The organism is Pseudoduganella sp. HUAS MS19 (assembly GCF_053615455.1).
Map to the genome: position 1 here is coordinate 1,264,890 of NZ_CM132133.1, position 17,195 is coordinate 1,282,084.

16 protein-coding genes are annotated in these 17,195 nt (G+C 62.4%); 10 read left to right on the forward strand and 6 right to left on the reverse strand.

The window, feature by feature from the left end; genetic code table 11:
- The first annotated feature begins 14 nt into the window (after positions 1-14).
- Genes ACWBU6_RS05830 through ACWBU6_RS05870 form a run of 9 tightly spaced genes read left to right on the forward strand, consistent with a single transcriptional unit; the run spans position 15 to position 8,864 of the window.
- Positions 15-1,034, forward strand: a complete 1,020-nt coding sequence (locus ACWBU6_RS05830; protein ID WP_452647889.1) for an ATP-grasp domain-containing protein — start codon at positions 15-17, stop codon at positions 1,032-1,034.
- Complete coding sequence (locus ACWBU6_RS05835; protein ID WP_452647890.1) at positions 1,031-2,221, forward strand: phosphoribosyltransferase domain-containing protein; 1,191 nt, start codon at positions 1,031-1,033, stop codon at positions 2,219-2,221. The genes ACWBU6_RS05830 and ACWBU6_RS05835 overlap by 4 nt, the downstream gene beginning before the upstream one ends.
- Entirely contained in the window at positions 2,199-2,948 is a 750-nt protein-coding gene (locus tag ACWBU6_RS05840) for a hypothetical protein (RefSeq protein WP_452647891.1), read from the forward strand. Before ACWBU6_RS05835 ends, ACWBU6_RS05840 begins: the two co-directional genes overlap by 23 nt.
- A complete protein-coding gene (locus ACWBU6_RS05845) occupies positions 2,945-4,036 on the forward strand; it encodes a cysteine protease StiP family protein (protein ID WP_452647892.1) in 1,092 nt (363 codons plus the stop codon). The genes ACWBU6_RS05840 and ACWBU6_RS05845 overlap by 4 nt, the downstream gene beginning before the upstream one ends.
- Positions 4,029-4,928, forward strand: coding sequence for an HpcH/HpaI aldolase/citrate lyase family protein (locus ACWBU6_RS05850; protein ID WP_452647893.1), 900 nt, complete (start codon positions 4,029-4,031; stop codon positions 4,926-4,928). Before ACWBU6_RS05845 ends, ACWBU6_RS05850 begins: the two co-directional genes overlap by 8 nt.
- 42 nt (positions 4,929-4,970) lie before the next feature.
- Positions 4,971-6,113, forward strand: a complete 1,143-nt coding sequence (locus ACWBU6_RS05855; RefSeq protein WP_452647894.1) for a merozoite surface protein 3b — start codon at positions 4,971-4,973, stop codon at positions 6,111-6,113.
- A 1-nt stretch (position 6,114) separates the two neighbouring features.
- Positions 6,115-6,465 (forward strand): DUF6384 family protein, encoded by a 351-nt coding sequence (locus tag ACWBU6_RS05860; RefSeq protein WP_452647895.1) that lies wholly within the window; start codon positions 6,115-6,117, stop codon positions 6,463-6,465.
- Positions 6,466-6,510: 45 nt separating this feature from the next.
- Positions 6,511-7,728 carry a hypothetical protein gene (locus tag ACWBU6_RS05865; protein WP_452647896.1) on the forward strand — a complete coding sequence of 406 codons (1,218 nt, stop codon included), beginning with the start codon at positions 6,511-6,513 and terminating at the stop codon, positions 7,726-7,728.
- Between the two features lie 8 nt (positions 7,729-7,736).
- Positions 7,737-8,864: a M48 family metallopeptidase gene (locus tag ACWBU6_RS05870; protein ID WP_452647897.1), complete on the forward strand. Its 1,128-nt coding sequence runs from the start codon at positions 7,737-7,739 to the stop codon at positions 8,862-8,864.
- Position 8,865: 1 nt separating this feature from the next.
- On the opposite strand, the gene ACWBU6_RS05875 is transcribed toward ACWBU6_RS05870, so the two are convergent.
- The 6 genes from ACWBU6_RS05875 to ACWBU6_RS05900 all read right to left on the reverse strand — a co-directional run bounded on the left by ACWBU6_RS05875 (position 8,866) and on the right by ACWBU6_RS05900 (position 14,796).
- Positions 8,866-9,216 (reverse strand): DUF1840 domain-containing protein, encoded by a 351-nt coding sequence (locus ACWBU6_RS05875; RefSeq protein WP_452647898.1) that lies wholly within the window; start codon positions 9,214-9,216, stop codon positions 8,866-8,868.
- A 67-nt stretch (positions 9,217-9,283) separates the two neighbouring features.
- Positions 9,284-9,805 carry a hypothetical protein gene (locus ACWBU6_RS05880; RefSeq protein WP_452647899.1) on the reverse strand — a complete coding sequence of 174 codons (522 nt, stop codon included), beginning with the start codon at positions 9,803-9,805 and terminating at the stop codon, positions 9,284-9,286.
- A 19-nt stretch (positions 9,806-9,824) separates the two neighbouring features.
- Complete coding sequence (locus tag ACWBU6_RS05885) at positions 9,825-12,128, reverse strand: TonB-dependent receptor domain-containing protein (protein WP_452647900.1); 2,304 nt, start codon at positions 12,126-12,128, stop codon at positions 9,825-9,827.
- A 68-nt stretch (positions 12,129-12,196) separates the two neighbouring features.
- Positions 12,197-13,717 (reverse strand): YifB family Mg chelatase-like AAA ATPase, encoded by a 1,521-nt coding sequence (locus ACWBU6_RS05890; protein WP_452647901.1) that lies wholly within the window; start codon positions 13,715-13,717, stop codon positions 12,197-12,199.
- A 238-nt stretch (positions 13,718-13,955) separates the two neighbouring features.
- Positions 13,956-14,198 carry a hypothetical protein gene (locus tag ACWBU6_RS05895; protein ID WP_452647902.1) on the reverse strand — a complete coding sequence of 81 codons (243 nt, stop codon included), beginning with the start codon at positions 14,196-14,198 and terminating at the stop codon, positions 13,956-13,958.
- A complete protein-coding gene (locus ACWBU6_RS05900) occupies positions 14,188-14,796 on the reverse strand; it encodes a hypothetical protein (protein WP_452647903.1) in 609 nt (202 codons plus the stop codon). Before ACWBU6_RS05900 ends, ACWBU6_RS05895 begins: the two co-directional genes overlap by 11 nt.
- A 302-nt stretch (positions 14,797-15,098) precedes the next feature.
- Here ACWBU6_RS05900 and ACWBU6_RS05905 point away from each other — a divergent pair, with 302 nt between their 5' ends.
- Positions 15,099-17,189, forward strand: coding sequence for an AAA domain-containing protein (locus ACWBU6_RS05905; protein ID WP_452647904.1), 2,091 nt, complete (start codon positions 15,099-15,101; stop codon positions 17,187-17,189).
- Positions 17,190-17,195 lie beyond the last annotated feature (6 nt).

The window sequence follows — 17,195 nt, forward strand, 5'->3', positions numbered from 1 at the left end:
TCCTGCCGGCTTTTATGCGCGTCTGGTTCAACAGGACGTATTCGTCAGTGCACGCCGCCATCAGCCTCATTCGCGAGGCCGATGCGGCGGACGAGTATCACATCATCTACAGCAATCCCAATCCGCACGCCGCTGCCGGCCGCGCAGCGCACAGCTTTTTCGTCGAGCCTACCGGGCTCGATGGCGAGGAATACCTGGCCTGGTGCCTGGCCTTCTGCCGCGAGCATGCGGTCGACATTTTCATTCCCGGCCGCGCCGCCGCGGAAATCAGCGGTGCGCGCCAGCGCTTCCTGGCGCAGGGCACGCGCGTATTGAGCGCTGCCAGCCAGGACATGCTGGAACTGCTGCACGACAAGGAAGCGTTCTACAACACGGTGCAATTGCCGGACGCGCCGCCGCCGGTCACCATTGCCTTCCGCGACAGCGCCGAATTCGACGCTGCCCACGCCAGTCTGCGGCCACGCTTCGACAAGCTGTGCATCAAGCCGGCCAAGGGCGTGTACGGCATCGGCTTCAGCGTGCTGGATGAACAGCGCAACGGCGCCCAGCTGCTGATGGCTGGCGCCCAGTATCATGTCAGCCTGGCCGAACTGCGGCAAGGGCTGGCGCAGCTCGAGGACTTCCGTCCCATGCTGCTGATGGAATACCTGGACGGCGTCGAATACAGCGTCGACTGCGTCGGCGACAACGGCCGCCTGGTGTGCGCCGTGCCGCGCCGCAAGGCGCAGCAGGCCGGCCATGGCCAGGTCATCGACACCTCCGCCGCCATCCTGGAGGCGACGCGCCAGCTGGCCGCCGCCTATGGCTTGAACGGCGTCTTCAACGTGCAGTACCGCGAGCACCAAGGTAAGCTGCGCCTGCTGGAGATCAACCCGCGCATGTCGGGCGGCATCGGCATGGCGTGCGTGGCCGGCCCCAACCTGCCATACCTGGCCCTGCGCGGTTTCCACCGCGGCTTCGAGGCGGTCAGCGTGCCGCCGGTACGCGCCAATATCCGCGTAGCGGAATTGAACCGGGCCGTGGAAATCGTATGAACACACCGTATATGGACGGCGGCCACGGCACCGTGATTGGCGTCGAGCTGCCGACCGGCAGCCTGACGCTGGACGTCAAGCGCAGCCAGTTGCCGGTCGACGAGCTGGTGGGGTTTGCCGCGCGCGCCAACGCCAAGCGCGGCTTCCTGTTCGTCAGCAAGGTGCTGGGCAAGCATTGGCCGGTCAAGCCCTCGCTGATGGCCGATATCCACCAGCGCATGGCGCGCCAGGTGCCGGCCATGCCGGACGGGCCGATTGTGTTCATCGCCATGGCGGAGACCGCGATCGGGCTGGGGCAGGGCATGTTCGAAGCCTACCTGCGCCAGCATCCCGGGCGCGAAGTGCTGTTCCTGCACACCACACGCTACCAGGTCGGCGAGCTGCCGCTGATCGAGTTCGAAGAAGCCCACAGCCACGCGCCGCGCCAGTTCCTGCATTTGCCGCAAGGCGAGCAGGCGCGCCGCTTGTTCCTTGCCGCGCGTTCGCTGGTGCTGGTGGACGACGAAGCGAGTACCGGCAACACCTTCGTCAACCTGGCAGCGGCGGTCCGTGCGCTCAACCCGGCCATCCAGGCCATCCACCTGGCAACCATCACCAATTTCATGGGCGACGCCGCCAGCGCGGCGCTGCCCGGCCGCTTTGGCTGCGCCGTCAGCCATGGCGCCATCCTGGAAGGCGGCTTCCAGTTTGCCGTAGGCCAGTTGCGCGACGCCGGCACTCCCGCGCAGCGGTTCCAGCCGCAAGCCGAGCGCGGCGCGGCCGCCGGCTTTGGCCGCCTGGGCCTGAGCTCCGCGCTTGACCTGCCGGCCGGCCTGGTGGCGCGCCTGGCGGCACGCGTGGCGCCGACGCAGAAGGTGCTGGTGCTGGGCACCGGAGAATTCATGCACCCGGCCTTTATGCTTGGCCGGGCCTTGCAGGAGCAGGGCATCGATGTGGTGGTGCAGTCGACGACCCGTTCGCCCATCCTGACCTGGGGCGCTATCGGCCATGCCCTGACCTTCCCCGACAATTACGGGGAAGGCATCGCCAATTTTGTTTATAACGTTGCGCCCGGCATGTACGACCACGTGTTCATCTGCCACGAAACGCCTGCCAACCCGGCATTGACCGAAACGGCCGCCCTGCTGGGGGCGCAACTGCTGCACTTTAAGTCGGAACACCACGTTGAAGAACATCCTATTTGTTGACCTGGACGACACGCTGTTCAACTCGCGCGAGAAGTGCGAGCCGGGCGTGGCGCTGGAGCCGGCCGCCTACCTGAAGGACGGCTCGCCGATCTCGTTTACCTCGCCGCGCCAGCGCGCTTTCCTGTCCTATGCGCAGTCCGGCATGCTGATGGTGCCGACCACGGCGCGCAACCACGACGCGTTGCGCCGGGTGGCGATCGACTGGACCAGCTATGCGATCCTGAATTACGGCGGCGTGGTGCTGGAGCCTGGTGGCGCGCTCGACCGGGGCTGGCTGGAACAGCGCCGCAGCGACGCGCATGCGGCGCTGCCCGGGCTGCAGCAGGCCGTCGCGCTGCTGGACGAGTATGCGGCACGCAATGCAGGCGGCAGCGCCCGCATCGTGGAAGACTTCTCGGTGCCGTTCTATGTCGTCATCAAGGACCCCAACAAGGACGGCAGCCGCCTGGCGCAGATGGAGCAGGACGTGCTGCTGCCATGGCTGGCGACGGACGGCCGCGATTATTATGTGCACCGCAACGGCAACAACCTGGCGGTGCTGCCGCACACGTTGAACAAGGCGCACGGGGTGCACCATGTGCTGGCCCGCCTGCAGGAGGAATTCGGGCCGCTGGTCAGCTTCGGCATGGGCGACAGCAAGAGCGATGCGCGCTTCATGTCGGCCTGCGACTATGCGATCGTGCCGCGCGGCACCCAGCTCTCATCGATGACGCTGGAGGCGCTGTGAATTTCAGCGGCAGCTACCACCCGGACGACGTCCGCTTCCTGCTCAAGCCCCTGCCGCTGCAGGGTTTTGTGCAGGTCTCGGAAAAGGAGCGCCTGATCCAGTCGGGCCAGCGCCACTACAGCGAAATGCTGTCGCCGGAGGCGCTGCCGTCGGAACGCTACCTGCAGGTCTACCAGCAGGCTTACGCCGCCAACCGCGTTCAGATGGCGCGCGACTGCCTGGTGCTGGCCGGACTGATCGCAGAACGGCGCAGCGGCGATATCACACTGGTGTCGCTGGCACGCGCCGGCACGCCGGTCGGGGTGATCCTGAAACGCCTGCTGGCCGGGCAGTTCGGGCGCACCGTGCACCACTATTCGGTATCGATCGTGCGCGACCGCGGCATCGATGCCGTGGCGCTGCGCCATATCCTGGCACGCGGCCACGCCCCTGAAAGCATCGTGTTTGTCGACGGCTGGACCGGCAAGGGCGTTATTTCGCGCGAACTGGACAAGTTTGTCGGCGAATTCAACGCGCTGCACGGCAGCAGCATCGACCGCGGCCTGTTCGTGCTGGCCGACCTGGCCGGCACGGCTGCCTGCGCCGCCTCCTGCGCCGACTACCTGATCCCGTCGAGCATCCTGAATGCGACGGTGTCCGGCCTGGTCAGCCGCTCGGTGCTGAACGAGGCGATCGGCGCCGACGATTTCCATGGCTGCGTGTACTACGGCCAGTTCGAGGCGCACGACCAGTCGCGCGACTTCGTCGAAGGCATCGTGGCCACCGCCGCCGAACAGGTGCGCGAACAAGGCCTGCCGGCGGCGCTGCCGGTGGACCGCGAGCTTGCGGCCCGGGTATCGGCTGACTACCTCGCGCAAGCGATGGACGAATACGGCATCGGCGACGTCAACCTGGTCAAGCCTGGCATTGGCGAGGCGACACGCGTGCTGCTGCGGCGCGTGCCGCGCCTGCTGGTGCTGCGCGACCCGGCTGCGGCGGACGTGCAGCACCTGGTGCTGCTGGCCCGGGAAAAGGGCGTGCCGACGGTCGTGAAGGGCGATTTACCGTATCAAGCTGTATCCCTGATTAGGAGCGGACTGGATGGCTAACCACATGGCAATGGGCGCATCGCTGTATGTCCCGGCGAACCATAAGGACTTGCTGGCGATTGCCAACGGCGAGAAGCTGGCCGGAACCCGCTCGCTGATCTTCTGCACGGAAGATGCGGTGGCCGACCGCGACCTGCACTACGCACTGTTCAACCTGTCGATCACCTTGCAGAACATGGTCGACGAGGTCAAGGCACTGCGTTTCGTGCGCGTGCGCGACCCGGAGGTGCTGCAGAAGGTATTGGCCATGCCGGGCGCCGACAAGCTGGCCGGCTTCGTGATCCCGAAGGTCACGCGGCATAACTTCAACCAGTATTTCAAGCTGGTCAAGCACACCTCGCATCTGCTGATGCCGACGCTGGAAACGGCCGAAGTGTTCGACGAGACCGAGATGCGCAAATTGCGCAAGGTGCTGGAAGCGCCGGGCGTGCGTGCGCGCATCCTGGCGCTGCGCATCGGCGGCAACGACCTGCTGGCGCTGCTCGGCCTGCGCCGCCCGCGCAATATGACGATCTACAAGACGCCGCTGGGCGCCGTGATCTCGCGCCTGGTGACCTGTTTCCGTCCCTACGGTTTCATGCTGACGGCGCCGGTATTCGAACATCTCGACGCGCCTGAGCTGCTGGACGAGGAAGTCGCCGAAGACCTGGCGCACGGCATGGTCGGCAAGACCGCCATCCATCCGGAGCAGGTGACCCTGATCGAGCGGCACTACCAGGTCAAGCCGCACGATATCGAAGCGGCGCGCGCTATCCTCGACGCCAGCAGCCCGGCAGTGTTCCGGTTGCACGATTCGATGTGTGAAATAGCCACGCACCGCGCCTGGGCGCAGCGTACGATTGAGCAAGCCAGTATTTTCGGACAACGCCATGCCGGCGGCCAGATGGCCTGAATCCGCCGTTTTGACGCCACTACATTAACAGAGGAGCGAACCATGCAAGTGACCACCTATCTCGACAAAGCAACCACCAAACTGCGCAGCATCGGCATCTCCTTCCAGGCCGACGCGCAAGCTCCCGTACTGCCGCTGCTGGAAAAGGTCGCCAAATACGACAACGCGCGCATCGCGGTGATCGCCAACACGTTGCAGCAGTCGTCCACCTTCAACGCTGCCGTGCGCGACCAGATCCAGGGCATGGAAATTTCGACGCGCTACGCCGATATCACCAACAGCTTCAACTCCATCCGCGACGACGCCCAGTCGATGGCCAAGTGGATGGAGGACGGCAAGCTGGATATGGGCGAGCGTATCCAGGCCGGCTGGATGAAGCTGCGCCGCGGTTCGATTCCCGACCGCTTCAACGATATCCGCAAGACCTACCTGAAGGTGGCCGAGTCGGCCAACGACCAGATCCAGCGCGAGAACACCATCCTGGAAGCCTACCGCGACTTCCGCATGGCCCTGAAAGCTGCCGAAAGCGAAGCGCAGGAAGTGCTGAAAACTGCAACCGGCGAGCTGGCCGCGCGCAAGGCTGACCTGGAGAAGTCGAACGCGATCGTGGAAGCCTATACCGGCGACGACCAGGCGGAACGCAGCCGCATTGAACTGGCGCGCGACGAGCACCTGCGTGCGGTGCAGGATGAGGACAAGGCCTACCAGATCGTCAAGGACCTGGCCGACGACATCAAGACTTCGTACAACACCGCCGAACTGGTGTTCGCCCGCCTGCAGCAGACCCATACCGTCAAGGAGCGCCTGTACCAGCGCGCGGTGACCTTCTTTGCCACCAACGAAACCGTGTTCACAGGCCTGGCGGCGTCCTTCACGTCCATGGCCGGCCTGTCCGAAGCCACCAACACCATGGAAGCGATGAAGGAAGGCATGAACAAGAGCCTGGAATATCTGGCGCAGTCCGGCACCCAGGCGCTGCAGGCCGGCATGCGTGCCGGTTACGGCTCGACCCTGCAGGTCAGCTCGGTCAAGGCCCTGGCCGATGCAGTGGTGGAGTTCCAGGCCAGCAGCCTGAAACTGGTGGAAGAGCTGCGCCAGGAATCGACCCGCAGCGCCCAGGAAATCGAGGCCGCCAGCGAAGACAGCAAGCGCCGCTTCGTGGCGCTGGTCAACAAGGGCGTATAAGATGACGCGCGTGGCCCTCACCGACCAGTTGGGCGCGATCCGCCTGATTGACGAATTGCGCCATCGCCAGCTGATGGTGAAGGACCACCTCGACCTGCCTGCGCGCCGCAACGAAGTCGCGCAGCGGGTGCGCGACTACTACCTGCAGCAGAATGTGGTGGTCGACGACGAGGCGGTGGAGTGGGCAGTGCGCGAACATTTCGACAAACGCCTGACGTTCGAAGCGCCGGCTGTCGTCGGCTGGCAGGCCAGGCTGGCGCTGGCCTACGTCGAACGGCGCAAGCTGGTGCTGCCGGTGATGGCCGGTGCGGCCACGGTGCTGGCCGGGCTGGTGTTCCTGATCCTGCTCTAGCACGGGGCGGCATATGATGAGTATTTGCAGGGAGAGCTGGCAGTCATGCGCGGCAGTCTGATTTTCGAAACGGTCAAGGAAAACACGCGCAAGTACGAGCAGGCTTTGCGCGAAGCGGAAATGCGCAGCGCGCAGGCCAGCAGCGAGGCCCTGCAGGTCGGGCACGAACTGGTGCAGAACCTGGCGCGCCTGGCCGACATCCAGATTGCCCACCATCCCGACCTGGGCGAAAGCGCGATCCGCCAGATGGAGTTGCGCCGCGATGAGCTGAAGCAGTTGCAAGGGCAGCGCACCGCCATCGAACAGGAGATCGCCACACTGACGCAGCAGTCGCAGGTGAACCTGGCGGAAATCTTCCGCGCCGAATACAAGGAACAGCAGTTCCTGCAGGCAGACCGCGTGTACCAGGCGACACGCGCGGAGCACGCCGAGCTGTTGATGGCGCATCGCGCGATGGAAGCCAACCACGAAGACGTACGTGCGGAAGTCGCGCGCAAGCTTCCCCAGTTCGAACAGCACCCTGTGTACCTGGCGTTGCGTGCCCGCCAATACGGTACGGACGCCTACCAGCTGAAGGGCATGGCGCGCGCCGTGGACAATTGGCTGGCGGTGCGCTGCAACTACCGCATGAACCGGCAGAACGAACTGACCTTGCGCGCCATGCAGAAGGAAATGGACGAAGGCGCGCAAGCGCGGGAAGAGAAACTGGCGCGCCTGAAGCGCGATATGGAGCCGATGCTGAAGGCGGCCAACCACCAGGCCGGCCTGCCGAGGCTGCGCGCGGCGCAGGAACAGATCGAAGCAAGCATCGCCAAGGCCCAGGAGCGCGAGGATGCGATCACCGAACGCCTTGCCGAATTCGATGAGAACCGCGACCTGCGCTACAAGCGCATCCGGGAATCGATGCATGAATTCCTCGACAAGCAAAGCGCGGAAGAATTGCTGGCGCGCACCCGCCGCACCGCGACCGGCGAAGACGATGAAGTGGCGCACCGCGTCAACAACCTGCGCCACGAGCTGAAGGTGGTCGAGGACTCGCTGCCGCTGCTGCAGGAAGAATGCGCGCGCGCGCGTAGCGAATACCAGCGCGCCAAAGGGCTGGAGGAGATCGTCAAGGACGACCAGTTCTCTGCCGACCGTTACGACTACCCGCACGGTCCCGATATGCAGGTGCTGATCCAGGGCTATATGGCGGGGCGCATGAACAACGTCAGCGTGATGGACTTGCTGCGCTCGCACCGCCGGACCTGGCAGGAAGCCTGAGAGCGGCAATGAGCGCCCTGGCCACCCCTTTTCCGGCGCGCGTGTTCGGCCCCGGCATCGGCAGCGACGGCAAGCAGGCCACCTGCCGCTGGCAGGCCGGCGGCCTGCTCATCCTGGAAGCGGGCGGCCCCGATCTGATCGCGCAAGGCGAGGCCCAGGTCTCGCCAGCCGGTTTTACCGCCCAACAGGCATGGCTCACTGTGAAAGGACGGGAGGCCGAGTTTTCCGTCTTCGTCGAAAACGCCGCCGCCAGGCTGGCGATGCTGGCCGATGCGCCCGCCCACATCCGCAGCCAGGCCGAAGCCTTGCAGCGCAAGGAGCGCGCCAACGGGCGGCTGATCCGCGCCGTGGTGGTGGGAGCCGGCTTCCTGCTGGTGCTGCCGGTGCTCCTGCTGCTGGTTTTCCTGCTGAATATCGGTAACCTGTCCGGCTGGCTGGCCGCGCAAGTGCCCCTGCACTACGAAACGCAGATCGGCGAACTGGTGCTGGCGCGCAGCCGGGCCGAGTCCACCCTGATCGAGAAAGGCCCGGCCTACGAAGCCGTGAGAGCCATCGGCGCGCGCCTGACCACCGGCAGCCGCTTCCAGTACCGCTGGTTCGTGGCCGATAACAAGCAAGTCAACGCCTTCGCGGCGCCTGGCGGCGTGGTGGTGGTGAATACCGGCCTGATTGCGCTGGCATCGACGCCTGAGGAACTGGCTGGAGTGCTCGCGCATGAAGTGGCCCACGTGGAACGCCGCCACAGCCTGTCGCAGATGATCGAGAACGTGGGCACAGTCGCCGCGCTCGGCATGCTGCTCGGCGACTGGAGCGACACCATTGCCGGCAGCATGGCGACCCAGTTACTGAGCCTGAAATACTCGCGCAATGCGGAGCTGGATGCGGACAGCTACGGCATGCAGCGCATGATCGCCGCCGGGATCGACCCGGCCAGCATGGCGGCTTTCTTCGACAAGCTTTCGGACAAGGACAAGGGGTCGGCGGCGGCGGCCATCCTCTCCAGCCACCCGGCATCGAAAGAGCGCGCACGCGCGCTGCGCGAGCAGCTGGCCGGCCAGCCGGCCAGGCAGTATGAACCGCTGCCGATCGACTGGGCCCGGGTACAGGCGGCGCGCCAGGCCGGCGCGGGCGGTTAGGCTAGACGCCCCACACGATGTCGTGGCCGCCGGTCTGGGCGGCACGCAGCATTTCCAGGAGCGGGAAGGCGCGCTGGGCAAATCCTACCTTCTGGGTCTCGGCGAAATCGGTGTCGCCGTCATCGTCCGGCAGCCCATGGCTGGGCATATGGGCGGCATGCTCGGAATCGACTTCCGGATGGAGTTTGCTTAAAGCAACTTCCTTTTCCAGCAGTTGCAGCGCCTGGGAAGCTTCCGCTGCCGTAATGACGCCGCGGGTGGGGCTTTTCTTCAGCAGGTCCATGATGCGTTCGACGTGCTCGTGAGCCATCATGACTTCCGGCGACGAAATGGATTTAAATTTGATCAACATGGCGCGCTTCCCGTAGTTTGTTGATGTGCTCACGATAGCACGACTGCAGTCGCGCGAACCGTGCTTCTTAATACAATTTAAACGAACTCAAGAATGTATCAACCGTATCCGCATCAAAATGTTTCTGGTTACCCAGAATGACGACCTGATACACGCGCTTATCCTTCGCCAGGAAGCGGCCATGCATGGCCAGCGGGGCGCCATTTGGCGCGGCGCCGCGTGCTTCCACCTCAAACGCACCGTCTTTGGTGCTTTCCTTGGTAATAGTACCGCCGATATTGCGCACCATGGCAAGCTTCATCGCTTGCAGGGCCAGGGCAGCCTTGGCCGCGTCCGGTAGCTCAGCAGTACCGACGGCAAACATGGTGCCGTCCACTTCCGCCGCGGACATGGTCATCTTCACTTCCTGGCCATCGAGGTTGACGGTGCGGGTGTGGGTGGCGGCTTTGCCGGGCAACATGACGGTGTAGGGGGCGTCGCTGCTGCGGAAATCGCGCCAGTCGAATTTGGGGCTGCAGCCAGCCAGTGCGCCGGCCGTGGCGAGCACAGCGCAGGCTGATTTCAGGGAAAGTTTTTTCATATCCCGCATGGTAGCACCTTGGGCATGCTCAATAGCCGCCCGGCCCCATGCCAGGGCCCATGCCGCCACCCGGCGGCGGGCCCATACCGGGGCCACGCATGCCGCCAGGACCGCGTTCCTCGCCGCCTTCGCGGCGTGTGCCGGTCGCGCTGCCGAAGCGGTAGGACAGGCCGACATAAATAATGCGGCCGTCGAACTCGCGCAGCGAACGTTCGCGCAGGGCATAGGTGTCGGTAATAGTCGACATCTTGTTGCTGTTGAAAACGTCGGTGGCGTTAACCATCAGGGCCAGTTGCGGCGTGATGGCATGGCGCCAGGTCAGGTTCAGCGTCGTATTCGGTTCGCGGTAACCCTGGCCGGTCAGCATCTTGCCTTGCGCCTGGATGGCGGCCTGCAGCATGTCGGTGCTGGTGGCTTGCCAGTTCAGGCGCAGGCGGCCGCTCAGGGAGGAAGCTGTGCGCCTGGTCCGGTCGCCATTCATTTCGAGCACGCTCTGCTCGAAGCGGGCGACGTTTCCGCTCAGGTTCAGTGATAGCGTCGGCAGCAGCTTGCCGGTCAGAGAGAACTCCATACCGCCGGAACGCGTGCTGCCGGCATTCTCGCGTGTGGTCAGCAGCACGGTGTCGCTGAGGAAGTATTTGCGGTCGAGGATGGAGTCGGTCTCGTCGCGGTAGTAGCCGCGCAGGTTGGTCTCCAGGCCGAACAGGCGCGTTTCGTAACCGACTTCGAAGGAGTCGGTCTGCGCTGGCTTCAACTTCGGGTTGCCGGAAGAGACATTGAGCTCATCGCGATAGACCACGAAAGGATTCAGGTCCTGTGCATTCGGGCGGCGCAGGCGATGCGCGTAGGCGAAACGCATCTGCGAGTTCTCGCTCATTTTGTAAGTGGCGAAGAAGCTCGGAATCAGGTTGGTGTAGCTGTTGCCGGCGCTGACCTGGCTGGTGAGCTGGTCGATCTCCATTTCGGTATGTTCGGCGCGCAGGCCGGCCATCAGGCCCCATTGCTCGTTGAGGCGCATCTGGTAGGAACCATAGGCTGCGTAAATGGTTTCCTTCATGTCGAAGGCATTGCTGCGCAAGGCGTTGGGCGAGCCCTCCAGCGTGACTGGATCGATGTTGGTGTAATCGATGCTCGAATCGTTGCGGTTCTGGACGATCTTGTAGCCAAGCTTGGTCACGCCGCCGAACAGGTTGGCCTCGTAATCGCCGGTGAAATCGATGACCTCGTTCTTGTTGCGGTTCTTCTGCGCGCTGTCGGTCTGGCTGCCGACCGGCGGACGCACCACATAGCTGTTGCGGTAGTTGCTGTCGGAATCATTGGTGGCGGTGGAAACGCGCAAATCCATCTTGAAGCTTTCGCCCTGCGCATCGCCCTTGTGGTCCCAGCGGGCGTTCCACGAGTAGTTCTTGCTTTCGCCTTCGCGCACGGTGCTGCGCAGGTAGTTATCGGTGACGACGCCGTCAGGGGCGGTCGACAAGTAGTTGTCGGTCGCCCGCGCATCGTTGCTGCGCTGTGAGTAGGCGACTTGCGCGCCCAGCGTATCGTTGACGCCCAGGTTGTAGGTAACGCCGCCGTTCAGGCCCGCATTGTCGTTCAGGCCGTTCGATTGCGATTGCTGTTCGCTGTGCGACAGCGCGCCGCTGCGAGGATCGATGCGGTCGCGCACTGTTTCGCCAACGGAGTTGCGGCCGTCATGGCGCACGTTGACGCCGCCCTGAAAACCCCACAGTCCTTCGTTGTACGTGCCGGACAGCGCGCTGTTGTAGCGGCCCGCCGTTCCGTAATTGGCATTGGCGACGCCAAAGCCGCCCGGCTTGCGCGAACGCTTCATCACCAGGTTGATGATCGGCCCCCCGCCCCCTTCATTGCCGAACTGCGCGCCGGGATTGTTGATCACTTCCACCGATTCCAGGTCTTCGGCCGGAATCGACTGCAGCGCCGGGCCGCGGTTATCGCCCTGCAGCATGGCCGACGGCTTGCCGTCGACATAGACCTGGACATTGCTGCTGCCGCGCAGGGTCAGCGAGCCGTCCGGATCGACGTTCACGGAAGGGACGTTGTTCAGCGCATCGGCGGCGGAGCCGTTGCTGCTGGAAGTGTCGGATTTCACATCGTAGACCTGGCGGTCGATACGGTTGGTAGGGCGCTCGGCGGCCACCGTTACGCTGGTGATAGTGCCGGTTTCAGGCGGGACTTCCTTTTTTACGGTTGCTGGCGTGGAGTCGGCCTTGGCTGGCTGGGCGGTCTGGGTTTGGGCGGCGGCGCTGCCGCAGCACAGAAGAATCAGGAAAGGGCCGGCGCAGTAGCGCGAGTAACGGTAATGGGTAGTCATGGTGGCGGCAATTCTAGCGAAGAAAGCGCCCCCGGGATGGTGGATTTACGTGGACTTACATTTGAAACTTAGAGTTGCCGAAGGGCGCGGCGCAAGTTGATCGCTTCGGATACGTGTTTGCCACCGATCTGCTTCTGGCCGTCCAGGTCGGCCACGGTGCGGGCCACCCGCAGCACGCGGTGATAGGCGCGTGCCGACCAGTGCAGCTTATGCATGGCCGCCCGCAGCACGTCCTGGCCGCTGGCATCCGGCTTGCAGAACCGGTCGATTTCGCGTGGTGTGAGCTGCTGGTTGGTTTTGCCCTGGCGGGCGATCTGGCGTTCGAAGGCTGTGTGCACGCGGGCGGCAATCGTCTCGGATGGTTCTCCTACCGCATCCGCTTGCAGAATGTCGGGTGGTACCGGGCCGACCTCGATTTGCATGTCGATGCGATCGAGCAGCGGGCCCGATACGCGGCTCTGGTAGCGCAGGATCTGGTCGGGCGTGCACTGGCAGAGGCCTGCCGGGTGGCCAAGGTAGCCGCAGGGACATGGATTCATTGCCGCGATCAGCTGGAAGCGGGCCGGGAAGTCGGCATGCCGTGTGGCGCGGGCGATGGTTACCCGGCCCGACTCGAGCGGTTCGCGCAGGACTTCCAGCACGCGGCGGTCGAACTCGGGCAGCTCGTCGAGGAACAGCACGCCGCAGTGCGCGAGGGAGATTTCGCCAGGGCGTGGCACACTGCCGCCGCCGACCAGTGCGGCGCCGGACGAAGTGTGATGCGGTGCGCGAAAAGGCCGCACCTTCCAGCCGTCAACGGTGAAGCCGCTGATCAGGGACTGCACGGCGGCTGCCTCGAGCGCTTCGTCGTCCGTCATTAAAGGCAGCAGGCCGGCGAAGCGCGTTGCCAGCATCGTCTTGCCGGCGCCGGGCGGGCCAACCAGCAATACTGAGTGCCGCCCGGCGGCTGCGACTTCCATTGCCCGCTTGGCGAAGACCTGGCCTTTGACATCGGCGAAATCGGGAATCGAAGGTGGCAGGGGCAGAGGCTGGGCTACGTGGCGGGGAAGGGCGAAACTGCCATCGGGATCCAGGCCAAAGTGGGCGCAAACCTGCAGCAGCGTGGCGGCAGGGTATATGCGGGCGCCGGCAACCAGCGCGGCTTCGTCGGCGTTGGCCATGGGCAGGATGAAGCCGCGGCCGGATCCGCCAGCGGAGCGCTGCATAGCGTATGTCATCGCCAGGGCGCCGCGGATCGGGCGCAGCTCGCCGGTCAGCGACAGTTCGCCGGCGAATTCGAATCGATCAAGCGAGGAGGAAGGAATTTGGCTGGACGCGGCCAGGATGCCGATCGCAATCGGAAGATCGAATCGACCGGATTCCTTGGGCAGGTCGGCAGGCGCCAGGTTAACCGTGATGCGGTGCTGGGGAAGTTCGAAGCCCGCGTTGGTGATGGCGGCGCGTACCCGGTCGCGCGATTCTTTGACTTCGGTATCGGCCAAGCCGACGATCGCGAAGGCGGGCAAGCCATTGCCCAGGTGGACTTCGACACTGACTTCCGGCGCCTGCATGCCCGCCAGTGCGCGGCTCTTGATGACTGCGATGCTCATGGTGGCCTCCCGGTCTACAACTGAACATCGTAGGCCTGGGGCGCCGCCACCCGTTTGAGCTAGCGCAAGGGGGCAAGTTATGTGACGTTGGTTTCAAACGACGTCATGTCATACGCTAACAATTTGTTCGACTTCATCTTCGAACTTGAGCATCAATCTGAGCGGATGCAAGAAACGCGGCCGCCCAGACTTATCTTCTCAACTTGCATGCACTCTCAAGGCCAAGGCAATCGCAGCGTCAAGATTGCCCATCGTTCATCCGCCCCATTTCATATTTTTCACGATCGATTTGATCGCCGGACAAAATGGCTTCGTTGTACAAGCGATTATCATGAGGTACGGGTTCGGGACGCTCGTCTTCGCCGTAAAATCGAACGTATACCTTCTTCGCCACGTGATCCCAGCGATACATCACTTTCTCAAATGAATAGTCGATGAAGACATCATTTTCCGCAAAGACCTGACCTTTATTAATTCCCATTTGCGCTCCTGATTTTGTCATAGTAGGCACGACTTTGACCCGCTATTGTCGATGCTTCGCTACTGTCCGGCGGCAATGCACGCCATTTTTCGTACAAACTATGGCCGCCGCCGCCAACTTCGCCTGACTGCTTGGATATCTCATCATAGAGGCTGTCGCCCAATAGCGTTCGCGCCAGCGTTTCCGGCTCTTTTGCATAGATCATCGCCGGCGAATTGACTTGAATTTCTCCACTAATGCCAGCCTTAGTCGTCAAGACTGAATTAACGCCGCTATAACCCAGCGGATCTTTCGTACCGTCGACCACTTTCACATTGGCGCCCTTTGCCCGTAATTGCTCAGTGACCGATTTAATATTCTTCTCGTCAACGATGATCGTATTTCTCGCCAGATCTTTGATACGCGTAGGATCGCCGCCGTAATCATTATTGATTTTCTCCAGGGCGCGCTCCCTTGACTTGATCGGAGCCTTAGCGACAGACCCCCCGAACTGTTGCGCAATCTCGTCAGCAATCTTATCAATTTCTGCTTTTGCCGCGGGTGCCTTCGCGTAAACATCTTCAAAGCCTTTGACTTCCTTGGCGTGTGCCGGCGCCACCTCCTTGCTGGCATTTGCAGCGCTAGTCGTCTCAGGCCCTTGGGTCGAAGATAGTTGCCTTCTCAGTGAGGATTCTACCGTGGAGTTCGCGCCGCGGACGACGGTGGGCGACGTCGAACGCGGAGGCGGTTGACTAGAAGATGAGACCGACGGTGGCACGGTGGCCGAGTCATTATGCGCCGGTCTGATTGGGGTGCTATGTGTTGGAGGTTGGATGTTCATAGGGTCCCAGGACAAGTGGAAGGTGTCTTGGTGAGTTACACCGACGGCGCATTAGTTCCATCCGCTGCAAGGCGTGCACAATGGCTGACCAATCGGCTGCTGCATATGCAAGCAAACATATGCGAAGCTATTCCTTCCAGGGCCGCGATGTTTCGCCAGAGGAGATGGCGAAGACTGTCTTGGAGCAGATGGAGCTGCATTCGTGGTTTGACGACATGCCGCCGCCATCGCAAGATGGCTCTCTCGGGTTTAACGATGAAGACATCAACGCTTTGCGAGAGGCTCGCCTTGTTGTAAATGACGACCTTTCATATTGGAATTGCAGGCTTGGACGCGCATCCGCAGACGAAGGCGTCCTGAAGACCACATATCTCGCACTGCAGGCGGAGTTGGCGCGCCTAAACAAACTTGAGCCAGCCTTGCGCACCATCGGTGCCGTTACTGATCAATTGTCCGCCGCCGGCGCGCCTCAGTGGGCTCTCCGCCTGCGAACTGTGCCGGCCAAAGAGGACTACGACGCACAAATTCCGGCTAACTGGCGGGACGCTTGGAACTGGCGCCTTGCGGTGCAGTTTCTCGACACGATTGACGGACACGCACGCCTGCGGCAACTATTCGATGAACGTCGTGTCTTGACGAGTAAGTTGAGTCGCACATACCAAGAACTGGTTGCCGAGAAGACCTGGTTAGGTGTCTTCAATAATTCACCAACAAGCGTACGCCAAGCATTGCAGGCGTACCTCAATGCCATTCAAGCGATGGGTGCGGGTACTGGTGTGCGCGCGGTTCGTCATAGAAAAAATGCACGAGACGCCATGCTGCGGGCGTATCAAGCTGTTCCATGCTGGGTGCTACCGCAATGGCGAGTCTCGGAGACGATTCCCGCGGAGGTCGGGCTATTTGACCTGGTCGTCATCGACGAAGCGTCTCAGTCCGACATTTGGGCATTGCCCGCGCTATTGCGCGGTAAGAAGCTTCTTGTGGTAGGCGATCACAAGCAGGTATCCCCATCTGCTGTTGGTACGGCCGAAACAAAAATTCAGGAGCTCTCTGCCAGATTCCTGCGGGATCAACCGCACGGTTCGGAGATGACTCCCGACAAGTCGATCTACGACTTAGCACGCGTCGTTTTTGCTGGCAACTCAGTTATGTTGCGAGAGCATTTCCGATGTGTCCCTGCAATCATCGAGTTCTCGAACCGCGAATTCTATGAAGGAGATATCAAGCCGCTGCGCGTGCCCAAGGCTAACGAACGTTTGGACCCACCTCTGGTGGATGTGATGGTCAAGGGAGGCTTCCGTAAAGGCGATGTCAATGATCCTGAAGCTAAAGCCATCGTGGAAGAGCTGAAATCGATTCTCGACGATGACTTATTGAAGGGGCGAAGCATCGGCGTGGTGACTTTGCTTGGCAACGCCCAAGCAGCGCTAATCCACGACCTGGTTCACAAGCAGATTTCGCCGGCCGACATCGTTGCGCGCAAAATTGCGGTAGGTCCTCCGCCAGTGTTCCAGGGACGCGAGCGTGACATCATGTTGATATCGATGGTCTCCGGTCCTGGTGACCGTGACATTGCTAATCGAGCTGACATGCACCAGCGCTTTAACGTGGCCTTGTCCCGCGCACGTGACCGAATGTATTTGTTCAGGTCGAAGACAGAAGCCGAAATGAAGGAAGACTCGCTGAATGGCCGTGTATTGCGGCATTTCCGCCAGCCCTTCACGCAAGATGCTAAAAGGGTCGAAGTGCTTCGTGAGCGATGCGAATCTGGATTTGAGCTGGAGATGTTTGATGAGCTGGTGAAGCGCGGATACCGGATCGAACCACAAGTCCCATGTGGAGGGTATCGCATTGACTTCGTCGTCGAGGGGGCTGAGGGTCGCCGGTTAGCGATAGAGTGTGATGGCGATAGATTCCACGATCCAGGCCAATGGCAAGATGATATGGCTCGTCAACGAGTATTGGAACGGGCCGGCTGGACATTTTGGCGCTGCTTTGCATCGACGTTCGTTCGGCGCCGACAGGAGGTACTGGCCGATCTGGTGACGACTCTTGGTGAATTAGGTATTGAGCCGCTCGGAGCCGAGTCCGTAGACAATACAATTTGGGTTCATTCGAAAGAAGTGGACCCTTATGGTGTCGCCGACGCTGAGTTGCAGGAGCTGATATGACCGCCG